Origin of the sequence: Proteus sp. G2300, assembly GCF_009915965.1 — a bacterium.
Taxonomy (GTDB): domain Bacteria; phylum Pseudomonadota; class Gammaproteobacteria; order Enterobacterales; family Enterobacteriaceae; genus Proteus; species Proteus vulgaris.
The window spans coordinates 140,753-163,449 of the sequence record NZ_JAABNK010000007.1 but is presented as its reverse complement, the minus strand read 5'-3'; the positions used below and the strand labels follow the sequence as shown (position 1 = coordinate 163,449).

The 22,697-nt window shown below is 40.1% G+C and carries 16 protein-coding genes; 6 read left to right on the top strand and 10 right to left on the bottom strand.

Annotated features, from left to right (window positions below; genetic code table 11):
- Nucleotides 1-19: 19 nt before the first annotated feature.
- The 9 genes from GWI97_RS05995 to GWI97_RS05955 all read right to left on the bottom strand — a co-directional run bounded on the left by GWI97_RS05995 (nt 20) and on the right by GWI97_RS05955 (nt 15,787).
- Nucleotides 20-1,576: an SUMF1/EgtB/PvdO family nonheme iron enzyme gene (locus GWI97_RS05995; protein WP_036933705.1), complete on the bottom strand. Its 1,557-nt coding sequence runs from the start codon at nt 1,574-1,576 to the stop codon at nt 20-22.
- A complete protein-coding gene (locus GWI97_RS18505) occupies nt 1,566-2,801 on the bottom strand; it encodes an ABC transporter permease (protein ID WP_036933707.1) in 1,236 nt (411 codons plus the stop codon). The genes GWI97_RS05995 and GWI97_RS18505 overlap by 11 nt, the downstream gene beginning before the upstream one ends.
- Nucleotides 2,782-3,474 (bottom strand): ABC transporter ATP-binding protein, encoded by a 693-nt coding sequence (locus GWI97_RS05985; protein ID WP_036933709.1) that lies wholly within the window; start codon nt 3,472-3,474, stop codon nt 2,782-2,784. Before GWI97_RS05985 ends, GWI97_RS18505 begins: the two co-directional genes overlap by 20 nt.
- Nucleotides 3,474-5,477: a vWA domain-containing protein gene (locus GWI97_RS05980; protein ID WP_036933711.1), complete on the bottom strand. Its 2,004-nt coding sequence runs from the start codon at nt 5,475-5,477 to the stop codon at nt 3,474-3,476. The genes GWI97_RS05985 and GWI97_RS05980 overlap by 1 nt, the downstream gene beginning before the upstream one ends.
- 9 nt (nt 5,478-5,486) lie before the next feature.
- Nucleotides 5,487-6,503: a hypothetical protein gene (locus GWI97_RS05975; protein WP_036933713.1), complete on the bottom strand. Its 1,017-nt coding sequence runs from the start codon at nt 6,501-6,503 to the stop codon at nt 5,487-5,489.
- A 3-nt stretch (nt 6,504-6,506) separates the two neighbouring features.
- Nucleotides 6,507-9,215, bottom strand: a complete 2,709-nt coding sequence (locus GWI97_RS05970; protein ID WP_231135800.1) for a putative virulence factor — start codon at nt 9,213-9,215, stop codon at nt 6,507-6,509.
- Nucleotides 9,216-9,217: 2 nt separating this feature from the next.
- Entirely contained in the window at nt 9,218-12,202 is a 2,985-nt protein-coding gene (locus tag GWI97_RS05965; protein WP_161751875.1) for a virulence factor SrfB, read from the bottom strand.
- A gap of 3 nt (nt 12,203-12,205) precedes the next feature.
- On the bottom strand, nt 12,206-13,681 hold the full coding sequence (locus tag GWI97_RS05960; RefSeq protein WP_103005163.1) for an SrfA family protein: 1,476 nt from the start codon (nt 13,679-13,681) through the stop codon (nt 12,206-12,208).
- A gap of 582 nt (nt 13,682-14,263) precedes the next feature.
- A complete protein-coding gene (locus tag GWI97_RS05955) occupies nt 14,264-15,787 on the bottom strand; it encodes a vWA domain-containing protein (protein WP_082239432.1) in 1,524 nt (507 codons plus the stop codon).
- Nucleotides 15,788-16,212: 425 nt separating this feature from the next.
- Between GWI97_RS05955 and GWI97_RS05950 the strand changes: the two genes are divergently transcribed.
- The 6 genes from GWI97_RS05950 (at nt 16,213) to GWI97_RS05925 (ending at nt 22,026) form a co-directional block, all read left to right on the top strand.
- Complete coding sequence (locus tag GWI97_RS05950; RefSeq protein ID WP_036933726.1) at nt 16,213-16,992, top strand: class I SAM-dependent methyltransferase; 780 nt, start codon at nt 16,213-16,215, stop codon at nt 16,990-16,992.
- A gap of 19 nt (nt 16,993-17,011) precedes the next feature.
- Entirely contained in the window at nt 17,012-18,586 is a 1,575-nt protein-coding gene (nikA, locus tag GWI97_RS05945; protein WP_115370596.1) for a nickel ABC transporter substrate-binding protein, read from the top strand.
- A gap of 71 nt (nt 18,587-18,657) precedes the next feature.
- Nucleotides 18,658-19,584, top strand: a complete 927-nt coding sequence (gene opp1B / locus GWI97_RS05940; protein ID WP_036933731.1) for a nickel/cobalt ABC transporter permease — start codon at nt 18,658-18,660, stop codon at nt 19,582-19,584.
- 2 nt (nt 19,585-19,586) lie between these two features.
- Entirely contained in the window at nt 19,587-20,456 is an 870-nt protein-coding gene (gene opp1C / locus GWI97_RS05935) for a nickel/cobalt ABC transporter permease (protein WP_036933732.1), read from the top strand.
- Complete coding sequence (locus tag GWI97_RS05930; protein WP_036933734.1) at nt 20,434-21,249, top strand: ABC transporter ATP-binding protein; 816 nt, start codon at nt 20,434-20,436, stop codon at nt 21,247-21,249. Before opp1C ends, GWI97_RS05930 begins: the two co-directional genes overlap by 23 nt.
- A gap of 24 nt (nt 21,250-21,273) precedes the next feature.
- Nucleotides 21,274-22,026 carry an ABC transporter ATP-binding protein gene (locus tag GWI97_RS05925; RefSeq protein WP_036933736.1) on the top strand — a complete coding sequence of 251 codons (753 nt, stop codon included), beginning with the start codon at nt 21,274-21,276 and terminating at the stop codon, nt 22,024-22,026.
- Nucleotides 22,027-22,077: 51 nt separating this feature from the next.
- Here the strand turns inward: GWI97_RS05925 and GWI97_RS05920 are convergent, their stop codons facing one another.
- On the bottom strand, nt 22,078-22,509 hold the full coding sequence (locus GWI97_RS05920) for a hypothetical protein (protein ID WP_224215405.1): 432 nt from the start codon (nt 22,507-22,509) through the stop codon (nt 22,078-22,080).
- Between the last annotated feature and the right edge of the window lie 188 nt (nt 22,510-22,697).

Below are 22,697 nucleotides of genomic sequence, written 5' to 3'. Positions count from 1 at the left end.
ACCTATCCCAAAGTCTCTGTTATTGTTTTTTGCACGCTTCAAGCCATTCTTTCCGTGAAACTTTACCGTTAGCCCAATATCCTTGGAGTCCCTGCATATATGTTGAAAGGTACGTATTTAAATTTGATTTACCTCTGGCTTCCATCAATTGGCGTACAACGTCAATTTGCGGTTTAACTAAAGAGGCGTCATATGTGGTCGCCATATCCACTAAGGTATCTGCGTAATAGCTTACAACGAAGTCGAGTGTTTTCTTATGTTCATTGACTTGCTCTTGACGTCGTTCACAAGTGGTATCTTTAGTGCCTGCAGGACAATTTTTTTCATGTAATGCGATTAATCGGTCATAGAATTCGCCATCATCTTTTAACTTTGTACATAAAAAAGCACCTAATTGCAGTGAGGTACGGATAGCTTGATCTCGTTGCTCATCACGCAGTTGTGCATTTGCTCGTAATGTATTTTTCAATTCAGCTAACTGTTTTTTCAGTGCTTCATCTTGTACTTGGGTTGAGAGCGTATTGAGGCTATTAATGGAATTATCGCTATTGGTTTTTGAGTTATTGTGAGTGGTTTTCTCATTGCCTAATTGTTGCCACTCTTTTTCTATCTCTTTGATTTTATCGCGCGATGTCAATGTCGGTGCAACAATGGCTAACCGAAAGCCTGTGTATTTATTTTTATTTACCTCGGTATTGGTGTAGTAAGGCTCTTCTTGACGCCATGAACTGCGTATATCACTTTCTGGGGTTAAATAACTACCACCACGTACAATAAATCCACCCGCTTGTCCGTGTAAGCGATCAAGCTTGTTTAATCGAAAAGGCTCAAACATCATTTCAGCGACATTACCTAACATGTCATGTAAGCCTAATGGATTGGGTGATAACAAACCGGTGAGTTGTAATGAGCCATTAGAGGATTGGCTACCTGCTGACCAAATATAGTTTTTGGTGCCTTCCGGCATAGGAAAACGAGTATCACGAAATTCGGATGCTGAAACTTTTAGGCCACCTCGCACCGCAAATTCCCATTCAGTTTCAGTCGGTAATCGTGCAAAGCCTTTTGCGCCATCTTCAACGGGTAATGCTTCTGGATGGTGGCTTCTTAGCCATTGATTATATTGATCGGCAAATTGCATCGCTTCGTACCAGCTAATATTCACTTTCGGTAAACGTAATTTATTCGAGGGAACAGGGCACGCTTTACCATTAATGGTGCTTTGCATGGCGTTATATTGCAGATCAGTGACGGGATATTTCGCCATAAGGTAATATCGGCCTTTTTCTTTACCTTTGAGTGGGAAGCTACCCGCAATATGTTCAGCTCGTGATTGCTCTAAATAACCCCATTCATCGCCTTCTTGCCCTAAAGTAACACTGTAGTCTTGTAATGGTTGGCTTAATGGCACGGCCACTTGGCGAAAGACCATCGAACCTTCGCAAGGAAATGGCAATATCACATCATCAGGTAAGGCTTTTGGATTAACAAATTTATCATCCCATTGGGCTGATGTCGTAAAACTGCTAGATAACAGCGCGAATGATAAAGTTAAAAGCGATAAATTAAATTTCACGTAAGCTCTCCGCAGGTTCAATCGAAACGGCACGTAATGCGCCAATACTGGCCACAACTAAGGCCACCAGTAAGGCACTGCACATGGCAATCAATAAATCCCAAAACGTTAACTGACAAACAAAGGCTTGTTCAGGTAAGTGTGTGCCTAATAATGTAGTAAATAAGGTGCTACCAATACCATAAAGCCCAAGGGCTAAAATAAAAGCAACGCAGGTTAATAACAGTGCTTGCAACACAATATATAAAGAAACGGCAAATTGACGAAAACCCAATAGACGTAGTACCGCCATGTCTTTACGTTTGCGGTCAATATTGGCGAGGAATGCGCCAATTAATGAGGCAATACAACCTAATAGTGAGACCCAAGCAATCACGGAAAAAATAACGTTAAGGACATAGCTGATGGCTTTTACAGAGTCTATTTGGCTTTTTTGTGTTATTACATCAATGTGTTGTTGCCGAAACCAATCATCTAATGGTGCGATGGTATCTAAATTTTTGGCATAAAGGCGAGCTTTAGCAAACTGGGTTCTTGGTTTTGCCTCAACACCTTGTGTAATACCAAAAAGAGGGGCTTGATAACCATCACGGTAATCTTCCATTGCCACTAAAACATCAAGAGAAACAAAGGCCGCAGCTCTTGAAAATTTGCTATCACTGATAATGGCACCAACAGTAAAGGTACGTTTTGCACGTTCATTGATGCCATTAAGTTTGCGGCTGATAAATAATCGGATGCTATCACCGACATTAGCCTGTAATTTTTGTGCGGCATTAGCAGAGAGTACTAAGGTGTCTGCATTTTGGGGAATAATAACGCCCTCTAATAAAGGATCGTTTTCTGCTGTCGGGATAACTTCAGCGTTATCGATAAAACGTTGTCCATCAATCACAATATCCGCTTGGGTATTTAAGCTACGTGTTAATGGGATAACAAAACGTACCTCTTCTTTTTGCGCAATCTCATGAAACCAACTTTGTGGGTAATTGCCATTGCCTAGCATACGTATTTCAAGATTACGAGGATCGTTAAGTAGTTGGTTATGAAGTTGTGTCACAATGCCGTTTTTTAATCCAAACAGCAGTAACAGTGGTGCAATAACTGAGACTAAAGAGAACACAATACATAATGCGACTTTGCGATCGTAAATTAAGTCACGCCAAGCGAGTGAGCTGAGTAAGCCAAGGCGATTAGGATTGGCGTTATTGTTTGATAAAGACACTACCGCCTCCTTCTAATTGTGCGTGATAGTGGCTAAATTCAAAACGCTCAACTAAAGACCAATCGTGGCTAACAACCAATGCGGAGATCTCTAACTGTTTCACCATCTCAACAATCAGTGTATACAGTACTTGTGCATTATGGGGATCAAGGGCTGCTGTGGGTTCATCAGCGAGTAATAATGTGGGCTCATGAGCAATAGCGCGAATAAATGCCGCACGTTGACGTTCACCAATAGAGAGTTGGCGAGGTAGGCGATTAAGTAAAGGGCGTAATTGCAAATGATCAATTGCGTGAGCAAGCCAAGAAGAATGTGGTGTTAATCCCAGCATTTTGCGAGGTAATTGAATATTTTGCATCACGGTTAAAAAAGGAAGTAACCCCCCACTTTGAAGCATAAAGCCCAATTTCTCAGCACGTAATGATGCGAGTTGTGCTTGTTCATTATTTAATACTGCTTGTGTGAGCGTTAATTCATCATCAAGTTGAAAATGGGTTAATTCATCAGGGCGTAAGATGAGTCCGATCATTTCCAATAAGGTGCTTTTTCCACAGCCACTTAATCCAGTTAGCGCGCCAATTTCACCTTTTTTAAGGGCCAATGAAGGAAGCGCAACACGAAAACCCTGTTGCGCATCACCACGCGTAATTGCCATACCTTCAATCTGGATCATTAAGGCAAGTTTTCCAGTGGAACAGGATAAACGTGATCGCGAGGATCGCTTTGTGGTGCAAGAGATATCCAACGATCAACATCTTCGTTATAACGTTGATAATATTGTAATTTTGTATTTAAACGGCGGATAAATTTCTCTTGTTCAAGACCATCCCAGCTTTTCCATGTCTCTTCATCTAAGCCTAAGACTTCACTTAAATAAGGGAGGTTTTCGACATATTCACCCAGTAAGCCCATTTCACCTAATTTGGTTGCTGAGCCTTGTTTTATTTGATTGGGATCGTTGCCCATTGTTGCTGCAATCGAGCGCAAATCAGCAAACATATTGTCAGGTGAGATCAAGCCTTCGTTAGCGGCATTAACGATTTTTTTCATGACATCACTTAAATCGCTAAGCTCACTTTTGGTGAGTAATACTTGTACTTCTGTCGTTGGGATATTTTGCTGTAATAAATCACGGTCACTTATCCATGCTTTAAAAACAGGGGGGGCTTTTGTACCCTGTTTTTCACCTAAATACGCTAAACGCATGGCATAGCCTAGATCATGTGCATCACTTAGTAAGGTATCCGTTTCTTTATTTTGGCTATAAGCAGGATCGGCATTCAATGCACTGCCTACGGTGGCTTCACCACGATAAGCAGTTTGAATTTGTGTTGTTACCGCAGTGGCTAAACTATCTACCATACGACCAAAACTATTTACATCTCCTGAGTTAATAGGGTAGTAAAGCGATTTGTGTAAGAACGGATTAAGCGTTAGTGCTTCATATTGCGCTTGTGCCGAAGCATGATTTTTTGTCCCTGATGGAGTTTTTAAATGCAGGGTATAAAGTGCAACACCACGATAAGCGGCTTCTTGACGAATTTGTTCAGCATCGAGTTTAGTTGATGACAGAGGATCATCTCCTGTTAATGCTCCCGCATCCGTAATTAAAATAACGTAACGTGCACCAAAACGAGTCCAATCAACATCATCAAGGGCTTGCATTACACCTGCATAAGCATCCTCATCAAAACGACTACTGGAGACTTTTGCTTGGCGCAATTCTTTGACTTTATTCAGGAAATCAGGACCATCTTTTACGTCATTGGGGTTTACAAACATTTTGCTATCGTATTCCAATGCGGGGACGGCTTTGATATTCGAGCGAAATGCCACTAAACCAAATTTTACCTTATCCAACATATTGTCTTTTTCGACTTGAGCATAAACCTTCTGAATCGCTTCTTTGGTTCTATCAATGTAAGGATCCATTGATATTGTTGAGTCGATAACAAATACCACTGCAGCAGAAAAACCTTGCATCATATTGTCAGCATCTTTGCTGTCAGGCGTTGCCGGTTTTGTATTGTTTGGAGTTGCATTCGCATTCTGTGCGTCTTTGCTGTCTTTGGTTTGCGAAGAGACAGAAGCCACATTGAGTACTCGCACTTTATAGCCTGCATCAGTAAAGACTTCATCTGAGCCTAATACCGGTAGCAAATAGAAATTATTTTTCTGATCAATCATATAATCTGGCTCTTTCGCTAACACAGCCGGATTCACTTTCTGATTTTTGATATCTGCTAAAAAGGGTTTGTACTGTTTTTCAGGCGTTGGGCTTTCAAGTAAGCTTTCAACCGTTTGCTTATCTTTGAAAAACAGCATTGGGTTACGACCAGCAGGGTTAGTAAATGCGAGTGTTAGCTGCATTTTCCATTCTGATGTACAACTTGCATTCATCCAACCACTGATATGACCTAAGCTATCAGGGCCAACTTGTAACCACTCGTTGGCACCTTGTTTTTGGCGTTGATAAACATAAAAACGGCTAAATGCAGGTTGCTCTTTACCTTTTGCGCCAACAGTGTCAGCCACTTGGCAACCCGGATAAGTTAATACACGTTGATAGAGAGTCTTTTTACCCTCTTGTAGTAACGGCTTTTTCTCTTCAGCACTTGCTGGCGCTGTCAGAATTAAACCGCTGAGAATAAGAGTAAGCCAATGCGCCTTTTTCATGCGACTTTCCTATTTTTTCAAAGCTTCAAGACGCGCTTTTGCGTCACTGTTTTGTGAGTCGTGATTAAGAACCGCTTCGTACCAATAAATGGCCGTTTCTTTGTCTGCACTAAAGCAGCCTTGTGCTGATGCGGTTTCAGGATCGTATTCACGAGCGTAATTCAGTGCGATATCAACATCACCTGATTGTGCTTTATAAGCATATAAACGCTGAGCAACATCGCATTGATTGTTCTGTTTCGCTTGTTCAATGGTTGCAAGAATAGTTTTGCTATCCGGTTGGCTCTGTATGCAACTTTGTACAAAGGCCAATGCTGTACCCGATTTCATATTTTCAACACTGCACACACTTGGTGTTGTGCGTTCTGGTGTTGGTTGTGGGGCAGGTTCGCCAGCAGGATTACCTCTTAGTAAAAAGAACCATGTTAAGATACCCGCTAAAATTAAGATCAAGATAATGGCTAAAATTAAGCCAATTTTTGATTTTTTCGGCGCAGGTGGTGTTGGTCGTTGTGGCGGTTCATCTACCTTGATTTCAGGGATGATCGGCTCTACTTCTTCAGGCTCAGTTTTGAGTGGTTCTGGCTCTGGCTCCGGTGCTGTTTCTTCAATAATAGGAGCAGGCGGAATTGACTGATTATCTAATGTCGCCGTTGATTTTAATGCTTCACTTTGGCCTTGTGCTTGTGAGGCTAATACGCCATCACGAATACGTAATCGCCCGATATCTTGTGTTTCGTTATCGTCTTTTAACGTAAATTGATACGCCATCTGTAAGTTGCTAACGAGGGGGTCAACGAGCGTTTTATCAAGAACAATTTGATAACCATCATCAGCCTCTTCAAGTGAAAGCTGGTGGAAAAAGGCATTACCTACCCATTCCCCTTTATCATTTAAGAAGTAGCGATCTTGGTTACGCTGAATGCTTAAATAAACAGGGGAAGCGTCACCTTCCCAATTACGAATACTTAATACCGCAAAGCCGGGACGAGCAGGTTGTACGGGTTTTAATTCTGGATTAAACACGAATTATGACTCCACAACGGATGATTTCATGGTTTGAATGATTTGGCCTAACTGTGCGTTTTGTTCAGCACTAATTTCTCTTCCTGCAGAATGCCCTGCATTCTCAGTAATAATCGCTGATAAAGCGATAAGCCAATCAATTACAAATAAAAGGGTATAGTTAACAGGGTTGGTGGGTAAGCGGACTAAACGCTCATCATCACCCCATTGCACGCTAGTGTTATCTGGTCTTTCAAAGATCTTATGACCGACATTGATTTTGCTCTCTGGCTTCTCAACGCCGTTATCTTTGAAATTAAACCAAGTAATAAAATCACCCAGAACATTATAAACGCGAGATGATTGCTGTTCGGCTAAATCATCACGACGGGCAATGGCTTCTGTGCCTGCTAGGGTTTTCAACATACGTTGTTCAACACCAAGACGATTGATAGCAGTAATAAGTTCATCAACTAACAACACCATAATTTCTTGATCAATGCCTAAATAGGTTAATAACGTATTGTTATCAGGCAGACTACGCAGATGATTTATCCATAACGCCATGACTTTTTTAGGATAAGTCACTTCATTGCCGTGGCCTTTAGGTACTTCATCTTCTTCTGATACCAGAGAAATTGGCGCATCGCTAAAAAGATCAAATGTAGGTTGTTCCATTGCTGCAAAGGCAGAAATAGGGGCTTGCGTCGTTTTTTTGTTATCTGAAAGTGTTTCAATCACTTCTTTTTCCTGCATATACAGGTCGTAGAGTGATTTACGAGAAGGCAACAGGTAATCCAGTAATGCACCTTGTAAATAAGGGCGACTTTGCATAAAACGCAAAATAGTCGCGGCATTACGGCGTTTTACCTGTAACTCCTCTTCACCGCCAGATTGATACCATTTTTCAAGATGATGACCGATTAAATCACGTTGAATTTCTTGTAATTGCTCATTGATACGTTCAAGTTTTAGTGATTTTAAGGCAACCGTTTCCAGATAATCAGCAAGGCGTTGCATTCCACCATCGTTAAGCGACAACATGGCATCCCATGCTTGGTCTGGTTCACGGATATAACGTTGGACCGTATCATCTTCAGCAAAGGTTTTTTTCATCAGATGTAGCTGAGAAACACTGTCTTCATTTAGAAATGTCTCTTTGCCATTACTAATTTGAATAAACGGTGTGGGTACGCCAGGCTTACGTACTAAAAAGGTGTTATTAAATGCTTCACCATTGACCCAATCCGATGACATCCATTCGTATTGACCAAAGCGCTCTAACATGGCCATTTTTATCATGCCACCTTTACCCCATGATTGGCGTAATAGTGCTTCATTCATGGTTAATGAGTTGGTAATACGCATATCAAACATCGTCATCGCCCAAATCAAGCCAGAAGGACGTTTAGCACGAGTTTGTGCATCTTTACCTTGCGTGTTATTGATCCACTCTGTGAGTACTGCACCGACTTCTTTTACATCAGATTGCTTGTTTGATGCGGTACATACCACCAGCACATTCATCTCTTGGTTATCGGTATAACGCTCAAACAGGTAGGCGACTTTACCCCGGAGAATAAGCTGAGCGAGTGGATTTGCGCTATCATCATTGACCTGACGACGCACATCCGCCATGGTTTCAACACCTAAACGTCCGCGATAACCCGGAAAATCCAGTAGCTCAACCTGTTCAAACAGTGTTTTGCTTGGTGCATCTAATAACGGTACGACTAATTCAACGGTGAGTGCGGTCAGTTCCGCTAAAGAAAGGGTAACAGGGGCATCAATACGATCACCATGAACAGGGCAAATGCTGATCTGGCTATCATTGGTAGTATTGAGACGCTCTAACATATCTACGTTCATAATACTGTCGTTTTGTACTAACACACCGTCTTGTTCTTTGACTAAAGAAGAAAGCGGAGCCAAAACCAGTGGGGCATTACCCAAGGTCGCGAGAGTGGTACTAAAACGCTGATAAGCGGATGTCAGTTCTGCAATATCGCCCCATAACACAGAAAATAGCTTAGCGCGTTGCGCAATACTGAGATAAGGTGCTAACTCAATCGCTTTAGGCCAATAGGTTGTTGCTAATTTTTTCTGACTTTTTTCTGCGTGACGTTGCAGGTAATCCCATAATGATACGACATCGTCGTGCGTAATACCTGCGACAGCGGTAGCACTACGTTGTGAGCTTAATGAATTGATTAAACGAGAGATTTTCTCTTCATCTAATTCAAAATCAATTTTCTCCTGATTAAAGTCATAAAGGTAAGCGTTAGCAAGGATTTTAACAATTTCAATTTCGCTAAAAAGGTGTAGCTCTACAGGAAACGCTTGTGTACCTTTCGTCGCTTTGCGACTAAAGCGAGTCACTAAACCCGTGGCCTCTTTACCACCACCAGGAGGATTGATATGGTCAATAAAATCCAGGGTTTTACCCGACATACTGGTTCTTAAACGGCCTTCTTGCCCTGCGGCAAGGGCTGAAATCAGGTATGATTTTCCCGCCTGAGAGAGACCAAAAAAGCCAACCGACATTGGGCGCTGGGTCGCTAAACTGAGATTTTTTGCCATATTACGGCTACGACGCAGACGATAGATAAGGCTATCTGCTTCCGTATTTAAACGAGGCGCATTACCTCTTACTGTATTCACCCAATCAATAGCTTTGCCTGCGCCTTGATAAATGGCATCCCATTTAGCTGTTAACTGTTTTTCATCCATCATATTCATTTACCTAGTACACTCCCGCTATCCAGCCAATAGGATGTTTCGCCAATACCACTGTCTGCTAACGTATTGAGTTTGAAGCTTAAACCACTCTTATTAACGCCACCTTTACCATTAATGAGCTCCATTTCTTCAATTCGTAATTTTTCAGATTTATTGTCATTATTATGGCTAGAAGCGCCACGCTCTTCTCCTAGTTTGATATGCAATACGCTGTCTTCTTGGCTTAATTGTTGTGCCAACTTCGGATTTTTAATGCGTAATGTATAGAGTGGTGAGGCGGGCCAACGGGCATTATCTAATTGGCGAAAACCTAAACGTATCCCGCCTCTGACTTCAAAATAGGTATCTGGATCTGGCTCAAACTTATCCTGAATATCGCGGTAATAAACGTCATTATCAGAAATGGTGTTGTTATTATCTAACATCCCTAAATAACGTACCGTTGAGTAAGTTTTAAAGTTGCCTGTCGAGAAGTAGAAGTTGAGCAAACGTGCATTTTCAGCCATTAAACACAGCATGGCACCGACTGCTGCGGTTGATTTTGGATCGTCAATACGGCCTTTTTTGTTAAATGGATACCAACCCCCCGTTTTATAGCCATGTAATGGCAATATACGAGAAGGTGGTACAGGTTGTAAGACTTTTAACAGTGCTTGAATACCGGGTAAGCGTGAAGGGCGACCAGTGAGCAGTAAAACATCACAAGAATAATAATAAAGTACTTCACACAGCGCTTTTAAACTACGGGTGATGTTAATGCGCTCACCTGAAATAAATTCAGCGTGCAGTTGCGCAAAATTAATCTGTACGGGCACATTCAAGATGGAGAAGCTATCTCCGCCACCCAGCTCTTTATTGGCGGCATCGTCAATATAACGACGCACATGCTCTGTCGGTTGAACACTCAGTAATTCACCAAAGGTGCTGTTAATGCCTTCATGTGGAACTAATGGATCGTAGTTTTCGTATTGGCTTAAAATCTTTAACCCAATCGGATTAAAAATTTGTAGGGTAAGTTGTTGGCGCAATACTTGTTGCCCAGCATCTAAACCCTCACTACCAAAAAGAGAAGACATCAATGCATCGGCATCAGAAATGCCAGCGTCAGTTAATGCTGTACGTAATGCAGGCAAAACACAAATCTGGATAATATCGAGTAAAATATCATCACCCGCAATTTTGAATCCTTCGCGGAATAATTGCGTTGGAATAATTTTGACGTTGCTTCCTGTTCCCGTATCCAGTTTATAGCGTGTGATAACGAGATCCGTGGTGCCACCACCAATATCAATGGAGGCAATTTTTAGTGTGCTATCTCCCGTTAATGCGCGGTTATCTTCACGCATTTGGCTAGCAAAAAAGGCTTCAGTGCGTTCACCAAATTTAATTTGAGTCTCGTTATAAAGATAAACTAACTGACCACAAGTGGCTTCATCCCATTTCACATGAATGTTTGGCATCGGTATACGACATTGGGCATCTTTACCATCAAAATTCAGTTTTTCATCAGTCGGATCCCAATTCATTGCTTTCCAAATTAGCCCTAATGCGTTTTCCATGCATGTTTCAAAAATAGCACGCTCGGGTTTTGGCATTGCGGGGGGGATCGTTAAAATGATATTGCGTAATTGGCGAGGCGCACTTGCGTGACTCATTTTAAGACGCTGAGCTGGGCTGTTCATTTGCGTTAATGCCTGAGCTAACACTTCGGTTAACATCATGGTCATTAATGAACTGCGCGTGTAGTTTGGCGTAAAGACAGGCATGCGCAAGTCAGGCTCTAAACGGAATAACGGTTCGCCGTGATCGTTAAGCAGATAGGTCATAGGTACAGCAGTTGCCAATGGCTCTCTGTCTGTTTGACCAAAAGAGCGACTAAAGCGCCAACCTGGAGAATACGGCGAATCATCCCATAAATAACGTTTAGGGCTTGAAATACCTGTTGAGCCTTCGGTTCCTAAGCGTTGTGCTGCCATGCGGTTAGCTTCAGGGCCAACACGACCAATAGTGGGCCACATAAAGGCATTATTACGGCCACTACTGACGGAAAAGTCTTGTTTACCAAATTCCGCTTGCGCAAATTCAACACGGCTTTCAAAAGGCTCGTTGTAGATTTGATAAGGGTGGCTTAAATCCCGCAATGTCATTTCATAAAGTTGAGTTAACCCTTTATTATCATTGATGTGATCTTCAATTAAGATCCCACATGTGCGCGAGTTGCCGACATCAAGGATAAGGTCAACTTCAATGGCGGGTTCTTGTGGTTTGGTTTCGTTGATTTTGATTTCAGGTAAGTGGAGTTTCTCGCCTAATATATTGAGCAAATTGAGATAATGTGCTTGATGTTGAAACTCTTTAAGCGCTTCCTCAAGTTCATCGTGGTATATTTTAGTAACAGCCAGTGCTCTTTCACTAAAAACTTCCTTTAACCAGCCATCAATCCATGGTGTTTCAAGGAAATTCTCAACTTCATAGCCTAAATAGGCCAGCGCAAAAGCAACACCAGAGCGCACATCTTCTTCGTTTGGTGCCAGATAAGCCGTATTAGTGCGATTGGGTTCAATGCGGGTATCAAAAGCCACTACAATACGATGCGTATGTCCATCTTCATCAGGTTCTGGCAGTTGATGGAACATCATTCTCACCCAGTTATCAGGGCCTTGAGAAAATGAACGTGGTGGATTAAAGCGGAAAAACGGTACTGGCAACCAAGTGTCATTGAGTAAATTTAATGACTCATCAAGAGAGAAACTAAATTCTGCTTCTCTTGGGGTCTGAGGTTGGTTTTTGGGCGCTGGATAAAGATAGTTATCGTCTCGCTCATTGTAGATGAGTCGCATTAACGGGCCGTTTTCGCCTTTTTTAACAAATTCACCGTACTCTTTGCGCTGGGGTAGCGTAAAACCAAAATCCAGAAACTGAATATTGCTGTCACGGATAAGGGTAATTTTATCTTTATAATCGGTCAGTGGCGCTAACATGAATTAATTATTCTCCCGCTTCATTGATAATGGGAATGGCTGACTGTTTTCATATTTTCCTTGGCAATCAGCAATATTTTGGCTTCCTGGTTGGCAAATAATATTTGGCATCAAATAGTTTGAGCCATCACTACACAGAGCCTGACCTTGGTTATTAATATTTAATCCGCCTTGATTGACCGCTGCGTTAACTGGCGCTTTACAGGTCACGCCATCACTGCGTGTCATGACGACTTGTCCTTTGCCATTATCTAATTGATAGTTCAGGCTAAGTGGTTTACCTGTTTTTTGATCTTGAATACCTGCACCTGCTTTCCATTGGCCATTAAGGAATTGGGTTGAGCCATTGGCTAATGCATTTGCAGGAATAGTCAGTGGTGTTGTGTTATCAGCAGTGGCGGGTGGCGTGACATCCGGTGGTGTATTAGGATCAACTGGAGGGGTAGCGGTATTATTCTCATTTCCTGCATTTTGAGGAGTATCTGTTTTTGGTTGCTCATTTTGTGTTGCAGGATCAACTGGAGGTACACTCAGTTGTTGCGCATCGTCGGGCGTAGCTCCTTCAGGTAAAGCACCTTGATTATTATCTATTTGAGGATCAACCATCGGTAAACCAGTATTAGGATCAACGACTGCGCCGTTCCCATCAGTGCCATTAATTACATTTCCATTTGTATCTATGGTGCCTAAGGTTCCTGTATGAACTGTACCTGTTGGTACACCAACTGTATGACCATGAGTAACCACCGTGGGGACTTTTGGTTTTTCAAGCGTAGGTTCGGATAATTTAGGCGCTTCAATATCTGGTGTTTTAATATCGACTGTTGGTAATGAGGGCGTTGAGAAACAGCCTCTTAAGAAGAAAATAGCGAGTAGAAGTAATAATAAAGGTAACAGCCACCATAAAAAACGCCACCAAGGGCGTTTCGTGTCAGTAATAATAACTTTTTCTTGTACGGGCGGAACGGCTGTTGATGTCGGTGCGATTGGTGTAACAACGGGTTTTAAACAAGCGACAGGATCAACTCTCAGTTGTTGATTCGCATTCACAAATCCCCAAAAAGTCATAATAGGCTGGCCATCAACAATAAAAATATGGCTTTCGTCAGGAAATTGGATTGTTTTGCTGAGGAGTGCGCCAAAAAGCTGACTTTCTTTATTTCCAGTCCGTTGCTGTTCTTGTTCACTAAAAGCAATTAAATCGTCTTGATTTTTTTTCAGCACAGCATAAGCGGCAGTACGTTCTTCTTCAGAAGCCGCAGACCAAGGGATAACAGAGCCGTCAATCGGTGAATACCAATCGATACGTTCGCCAGTTTCATTTGGCTGAGGAATAGCAAGGCATTGAGAAATATGCGCCTTTCCTCTTAAACGTAGTGTTTCACGTAGCTGCAATGCAGAGATATAAACAGCCTGTCCATTTTCTCCCATCGGGAGATAATTTTCTAATTTACCACTTCGTAAGAATGCTTTATTCACGACGATCATTCCGCTAGGCAAGAGTATCTATGGGTAAGTTGGCTTATCCGTAAATAGGCTTTAAGACTAAAAATAAAGATATAAAATTTATATACATTTTATATTATCAGAAATTAGGTGTCTATCTAGCGGATTATTTTGGGTTAATTAACTGATTATTATTAAAGGCTTTTTTATTTTTCTTGAGTGAAAGAGAGAATATTGAGATAACAACCATGATAATAAAATAATGACATTACAGGTTGCGCTATATTTTCTTAAATATATGGATAAAATCACCGATATATTTGTTTTTACATTAAAAAATAATGAAATAGAAGGAAAAAAAGATAAAATATAAAAGAGCAAACTATCAGATAACATTAAATGATTGTGATAATAATCACAAAATAGAGTTATTTCGAATAATAAGAGAATAAAAAAAGGAAGCAAAATACTCAACTAAGGAATAGTCTTAAATGGATAGAATAGAATGCGGATAAGTTCCAATATAAAAATGAAATACACGTAATAAGAGATAAAACTCACCCTCAATGTTGAAACAAAGAGGATGAATTAAATATTAGAAACAGTAATCAATCATTATTTACAGTTTTTCGGAATATAATCTTCAATCGCTTTTCGAGTCATTAAACTGACTTCATTAGCATTGCGCGCAGTGAAGACTTTTCCACCTGTTGCATTCGCAACACAGTTACCTGCACCCGTACCTAAAATATCAACAACATTAATAATGGCACGAGGGTGAGCACGTTTTAAGGTTCTGGCTGCTGCACATGGATCTTCGTCACAAGATTCTAAACCATCAGAGAGTAATACAATAATCGTATCGCGATTATTACTCTTAATTAAGTTACTTGCACGTTTAATGGACTCTGCTAAAGGCGTACCGCTATCAGGTTCAATGTGTTTGATATAACTGAGTAATTTTGTTCTTTCATTACCACCATAAGTAGGACTTGATTTTACGACACCACAATCTGAGGCAACGACAGTGGTGATTTTCATATCTGATGGAATATTACTAATAATTTTTGTTGCTGCATTTCTGGCTACAGTAATACGTCTTGGTTCAGCATCATAGCCAGGAAAAAGTTGTCCTGTAGACGCGATATAATCTAAATCACTGTCCGTTAAATTCATACTAAGCGCCATTGAGCCAGAAGCATCAAAGATAATAATCACTTGTGGTGCCAATTCTGGCGGGCGATCGGCGGGACACATTTGCTTGATCTTACTGGCTAAGCGATTTTCACAGGTTGCATTAGCTGTTTTTTCTGTCACACCTGCTTTTTTTAATTCCTCTTGTACACATGCTTCTAGAGGTGTGAGCTTTTTCACCGGCACAGGTTTGGGTACCGGTTTTGGCTCGGGGGTAGGTACTGGCACAGGTTCAGGCGGTGGTGCTGGAATGGGTTCTGGTTCAGGTACGGGCTCTGGAATAGGCGTTGGCTCAGGTGTGGGTTCTGGTTTGGGGGGGATTACGACGGCAGGTTTTTCTTCCACAACTGGGGGAATCGCTTTGGGATCAAAGCACCCTTTTAGCCAAGATGCCAATAAAATTAAAAAAAGCAAAAACAAGAAGAGTAATAGCCAACGTAACCAGCGATTACGTGTTTTGGCTGGTACATCGGCAAGTGCTGCGCCGGCAGCTGCGGCACTTGCCCCTGCGGTAACTTGTGCAATTGGTGGGGGTAATGGGGTTGTTCTTGGCCACCATGTAATAACAGGTTGTCCATTGATGACATAAACACTTTCGCTATCAGGCAGTGTTGATGCGGTATCTAAAAGATGTCGCTCTTCATCTGTAATTCTGTTTTGCGAGGCTAATAACGCCGTTTGAGTTTTAATATCGTTAAGGCGTTCATCTAAAATACGTCTTATTTCTTGTTGTTCTTGGCCTTGTAAGGAGGCCAAGGCAATAGGGTTACCTGAAACAGCAGAATACCATTCAATGACATCATTCGATTTTTTTTCAGGTGTGGCAAACAGTACACGGTACTTAGCCGGAAAATGTTGTGTCAGCAATTGAAGTAATTGCTGTTGATGGGTTAAGGCAAAATCTGCGCGGGTAATATCAGTCGTTAATCGTGAAATTCGATTCATATTTTAGAGAGCCTTGATGACGGCAATATGGGTTTAAAAAATTAAAATATCAATATTACTGACTATAACGGTTTTATTAAAAAGGTGAAATTAAAGCGTTCACTTTTTTAATATAAGACAAAATAAATTTTTATGACGCTTTGACGTCAGCTTATTGCTAAATTCGCTCAATTTATTTCTCTATTTTAACAGGCAAAATAATCTATTTGCTTATTTATCTTTTCACCCGTTAGGATGACGTATTTGTGTTAAAGGCAAAGATCGCAAATCAGTCATTCGCACTATTGAGTACGGATGAATATTGATATAGCACATAGAGCATTGCAGGGTTACAAGGTATGTTACCCGCACTACAAAATAGCCATATCATTCGCTTTTAGGGGAATTTATTCCTCTTTTTACGTTGATCCAACAGCAGGTTTCTGATGATAAATAAAATAAATAATAACCCATTACTTAATGATGTAACGCGTTACTGGAATATAAGAGCAGAAAGTTATAGCGAGTCTAATCAACAGGAATTATTAAGTGAGAAACAACAGAAATGGCGCCATTTATTATTGGGACACGTTAAAAAGGGCGAAACCTTAAGAGTTCTTGATATTGGCACAGGGCCTGGTTTCTTTGCCATTTTATTAGCGTTATCAGGACATGATGTCACGGCAATTGACGCAACCGAAGGTATGTTACTTGAAGCTAGACAGAATGCACAAACACACCAGGCAAATATTCAGTTTATTCGTGGTGATGTGCATCAGCTACCTTTGGCTAGTGAGCAGTTTGATCTTGTTGTCAGTCGTAATGTCACTTGGAATTTAAAAGCACCACAAGTGGCTTATTCAGAATGGTTTCGTGTGTTAAAGCCGGGTGGCAGTTTAATCAATTTTGATGCTAACTGGTATTTACACCTTTTTGATGACGCTTACTGGCAAGGTTTTTTGGCAGATAGGGCGCGTTCTGCCGAAAAACAAGTTGAAGATCATTATGTGAATACAGATACAAAAGAGATGGAACGAATTGCGCGTCAACTTCCATTAAGCCAAATAAAACGCCCGCAGTGGGATATCAATACGTTGTTAGATGTTGGTTTTAGTCGATATATGATAGATACCCGTATTGGCGATTTTGTGTGGAACGAAGAAGAAAAAATTAATTATGGGTCAACGCCGATGTTTATGATCCACGCACAGAAAAACAACGCATAAATCATGAAAGGAGAATAACGTGAAACCTTTATTTTCAGTGTTCCCAACCCTGTTATTAACTCTGGCATGTGCATTTCCAGTCCTCGCAGATAAAAGCAATAACATACTGGATTATGCCAGTACAAAAGATATTCGTGATATAAATCCCCATCTCTATTCTGGCGAGATGGCAGCACAAAACATGGTATTTGAATCTCTTGTATTAAATACCGAAAAAGGTGTTGCTCCTTATTTAGCACAACGTTGGGATATTTCCCCTGACGGCAAAAGTTATACTTTTTATTTACGCCATGATGTGACTTTTAGCGATGGTGAGCCCTTTAATGCTAGTGCCGTAAAACTAAATATTGATGCCATACTAGATAACTACGAACGTCATGCATGGTTAGAGTTAGTTCGCCAAATTGATAGTGTTGAAATTGTTGATGAATTTACCGTTAAATTAAATTTAAAAAATCCTTACTATCCAACATTAACTGAATTGGGTTTAACACGACCATTCCGTTTTATTTCGCCAAATTCATTTATTAATGGTAAAACAAAAACCGGGGTTGCGAACTATATCGGTACGGGACCTTGGGTATTAACTGAACATAAAAAAGACCAATACGCAGAATTTAAAGCGAACCCGAATTATTGGGGAGAAAAGCCCTTATTAAATGGGGTCATGTGGCGAGTGATCCCAGATCGACAAACTATGTTGCTTTCTCTACAAAAGGGAGATATTCAGCTTATTTTTGGTGCTGATGGCGACATGTTAGATATGGATTCATTTGAGGCCCTTATGGCGTCAGATAAATTTAAAACGGAAATGAGTGCGCCAATTGCGTCTCGTGCTATTGTTCTCAATAGTAGTCGCGAAATGACATCGAGCCAAAAGGTACGTCAAGCGTTGCAATATGCGGTTGATAAAGAGGGGATTGCACAAGGTATTTTAGCGGGCAGTGAAAAAGTCGCGAATACCTTAATGGCTCGTAGTGTACCTTATTGTGACTTTACCTCTCCAACGTATCGTTACCAGCCAATAAAAGCGATTGAGCTATTAGAAGCAGAAGGTTGGGTATTGCCAAAAGGTAAAACAATCCGCGAAAAGGAAGGCCAAAAATTACAACTATTACTCTCTTACAACGTGAATAACGCAGTAGAAAAAGAAATTGCTGAACTCATTCAAGATGATTTTAAAAAGATTGGTGTTGGTTTGACTATTTTAGGTGAAGAAAAACAAGCCTATTTAGATAGACAAAAAAATGGTGATTTCGATTTGCAATATTCGCTCTCATGGGGAACACCTTACGATCCGGCTTCTTTTGTTTCATCATTTAGAATACCTGCTCACGCGGATTATCAAGGGCAAAAAGGATTGGCAAATAAAGCTCAATTGGATGCCATGATTGGTGAGTTATTAATTACACCTAATGAAGCGCGTCGTCAGGAATTATATAAAACCTTGTTTACGTCATTAGCCGATCAAGCGGTTTATATCCCATTAACCTATTCACGTACTAAGGCTATCCATCGCAGTGAATTAGAAAATGTTGGCTTTAATCCGTCTCAATATGAAATACCGTTTGAAAAAATGCACTTTAAGCCGTAATTAAAGTGTTAATAACATTCACTCAGATAGGTGTGGCAGTTTACATAAAGGTGCCACACTGATTAAACTTTATGCTACGTTATATAATCTGGCGAATATTGGCGATATTTCCGCTGGCGCTGATGATTTCATTTATTGCTTTTATTCTGTTGGAATTAGCACCGTCTGATCCCGCGGAAGTGGCATTACGTGTCAATGAAATTGTTCCCACTCCCGAAGCCATTGAAGGAATGCGCCATGAATTAGGGTTAGATAAACCTTTTTTTACGCGTTATTTTTTATGGTTAATAGCTGGGTTTCAGCTTGATTTTGGGACTTCTTTTCTCACCAGAACGCCCGTTATTCAAGAAATGTTAAGAGCGTTGCCACCAACGCTTTGGTTGGCTTCTACGGCTTTATTCTTTACGATTATATTAGCACTGCCTTTAGCATTATGGTGTGTGGCTAAACCTCAAGGTTTTACAGATAAAAGCATTCGTTTTGTTGTCTTTATTCTAACGGCTATTCCTAATTATTGGTTGGGATTACTATTGATTTGGGGTGTTGCTGTTCATTTAGATTGGCTTCCTGTCAGTGGAATGTTATCGCCTCAATCTGTTATTTTGCCTGCATTGGCACTCTCTCTAGGGTATATCGGTACTTATTTACGGCTGTTAAGAGGGACGATGTTAAATCAATGGCATCAGCCTTATGTCTTTTATGCCAAAGCGCGTGGATTACCCGATAACCTTATTTTACGTCGCCATATTTTACGTAATTCACTCTATTCCAGTTTAACGGCGTTGGGCATGAGTATTCCAAAACTCATTGCCGGTACAGTCGTGATTGAGAATATTTTTGCATGGCCAGGCATTGGACGACTTTGTATTAGCGCTATATTTGGTCGTGATTATCCAATGATACAGGCCTATATTTTGCTGATGTCACTGTTATTTCTCTTTTTTAACTTTCTGATGGACGTTATTCAAATGATGGCCGATCCACGGTTAAGGAGATAATGATGTGGCAACTGTTTTGGCAACGACTTGCAAAAGACAAAAGTGCACAATGGTGTTTATTGGTGATCACGATTGTGGTTATTGCAGGAATATTCGCGCCTTGGTTAGCACCGCATGATCCCACTTTAACTTCAATACGTTTGAAATTTAAGCCTATGAGTTTTGATTATCCGTTAGGTACGGATAATTTAGGGCGCTGTATCTTCTCAAGGTTATTATTTGGTGTAAGGACTACGGTATTTTACGCCTTATTAGCCATGAGTGTGACATTAATCATTGGTTGGCTAATGGGCATGTTAGCTGGTTTTTTTCATGGCAAAACAGACACATTAATTATGCGATTATGTGATGTTGTTTTGTCATTTCCAGCAGAAATTATGATTTTAGCGCTAGTGGGAATAATGGGGCCGGGCATTGGTAATATTTTAATTGCCGTTATTTTAGTGAAATGGGCATGGTACGCCAGAATGATCAGAGGGGTTGTTCGTCAATATTCGCACCGTAATTATATTGCTTACGCTCGCGTGATTGGTGCACCTTCTCACCATATTTTACGACGCCACTTATTACCTGTGACTTTCGCTGAAACTATCGTCTTAGCATCCACCGATATTGGCAGTGTTATTTTAATGATTTCTGCGCTCTCTTTTTTAGGATTAGGAGTACAACCACCGACCCCCGAATGGGGAAATATGCTTAGTGAAGCAAAAAATGTCATGGTATTACACCCAGAGCAAATGCTACCTGCGGGGATTGCTATCACTCTTGTTGTCACCGCTTTTAACTTTTGGGGGGATTTTTTACGTGATGTGTTTGATCCCGATAATCGTCAGTCAGTAGGAGAAAAGCATGAACAACTTACTGACGCTTGAGCATGTTTCTATTTATCATAAAGAAAGTGGAAAGACACTGATTGAGGATATTTCTTTCTCAATACAGCAAGGGCGTACATTGGCTATTGTTGGTGAAAGTGGTAGTGGGAAAAGTGTGATCAGTAAAGCCATTATGGGATTACTACCAGAGTCATTGGCGATGTCTGGGCGTATTTTCTTTGAGGGACAGAAGATAAGTGATGAGATACATTTTCAACATCGAGCTTTATTGGGAACCTCTTTAGGTGTGATTGTCCAAAATGGTATGAGTGCGTTTGATCCTTTGATGAAAATAGGAAAGCAAATGAGCCAAACTTTAATCTACCATTTTTCCTATACTAAAAAACAAGCACTGGAAGAAACCCAGTTGGCGCTATCTCATGTTTTTCCTACTCAATTTCAATCTATTATGCAGGCTTTTCCTCATCAACTAAGTGGTGGGCAGTTACAGCGTGTGATGATTGCGATTGCACTCGCCTTGTCACCTAAATTATTAATTGCAGATGAACCAACAACGGCGCTTGATGCGCCTCTTCGTCGAGATATTTTAAAGCTCTTGCAACATGTGGTGACAACACGTCATTCAACACTCATGTTTATTTCTCATGATTTAGGGCTAGTTAATGAAATTGCCGATGATATCGTCGTGATGCAAGAGGGGAGAATGGTTGAATATGGTGAGAAAATAAGCGTTTTAACCTCACCAACACAAGCATATACGCGTTATTTAATTAATGCTAGAAAACAGCTTTCATTACGTTTTGCGCAATTGATTAATAAAAAAACATTTTAATATCATCATTATAAAAGAGTTGTTATGTTATTAAACGTTGAGAATATTAGTAAATTTTATATTCAAAAAAATAACACCCTATTAGGTGAGAAAGTGAAGGTTATCGACACACTCTCTTTTAATATTAATGCGAGTGAAGCTTTTGGTTTAGTGGGAGAGAGTGGCAGTGGTAAAAGCACCTTGGCACGTTTAATTTGTGGATTAGAATTACCAGATTGTGGTGCTATTTATTTGAATAATAAATCGGTGACAAAACGACTCCATCGCCAAGGTATTATTAGCATTGTTTTCCAAGATTATACAACATCGGTTAATCCTACATTAACGGTTGGCGAAATTATTGCTGAGCCAGTAAAAATACACTATCCAAGTATTCATCGTCAGGCGTTAGAAAACCTTATTTTTTCTTTTTTAGATAAAGTGGGATTACCTAAAAATTGTTATCAACGTTATATTTATGAGCTGTCAGGAGGGCAGGCGCAACGTGTATGTTTATGTCGCGCATTAGCCTCTTACCCTAAATTGATTGTATTAGATGAGGCATTGAGCTCGTTAGATATTCCTACGCAAGTGCAGATATTAGATTTATTAAAACAATTAAAAGATGAATTCCAATTATCTTATCTTTTTATTAGTCATGATATTCAAACAGTCGCTTATTTTTGCGATAAAGTGATGTTTTTTTTACAAGGAAAAAAGATGGAATTATGTGAGATAAATAAATTAGGTAATGTTACACATGACTATTCTAAAAAACTTATTCAGTCTGTTATCTAATTCATAAACAGCAATACCTTTAAGCATTGCTGTTTGCTGAATTTAATCTATTTAGAGATTATTCATTAAGTGTTCTTGTACGGCTTTTGCATCATTTGAGGCATTAAAATCAATACCAAAATCCAGTGTACCTTCTTTAAGTTCAATACTGCGAGGCGTGGCTTTAGAGCAGGTAATGTTTTGTATTTTTTCTTTTACTGTCTCTTGTGCGACTTTTGAGCTTCCACAGGTATTTATTACACCTTTTAGCCCCTCGCTACAATAACTATCAATCCCTATTGTTTTTAAATCATCAGCAGTAAATGCAGACCAATCAAAAGCCACTTTTATATTGGTATCGCAGCTTTTATTTAAATCGACAACACGAGATTGAATATTCTCTTCAAATTTTTTATATAATTCTTTTTCTGCTAATGACACTGAAAAAGCAGAAGAGGAAATAAGCAGTAGAGAGAGACTGACAGCAATATTTTTCAACATCATCAAATGCTCCAAAAATGAATGTATAAATTTAAATTAACTTATTAAAAATAAAACAATGGGAAGTTATAACAATAGGAAGATGATTATTTTTAGTGTCTAATTCTTTTTTAAATAATATTTTTAATTATTAGTGAGATATCTTTTAATAAAATCATTTTATGATAATCCTATTAATATTCTAATAAGTA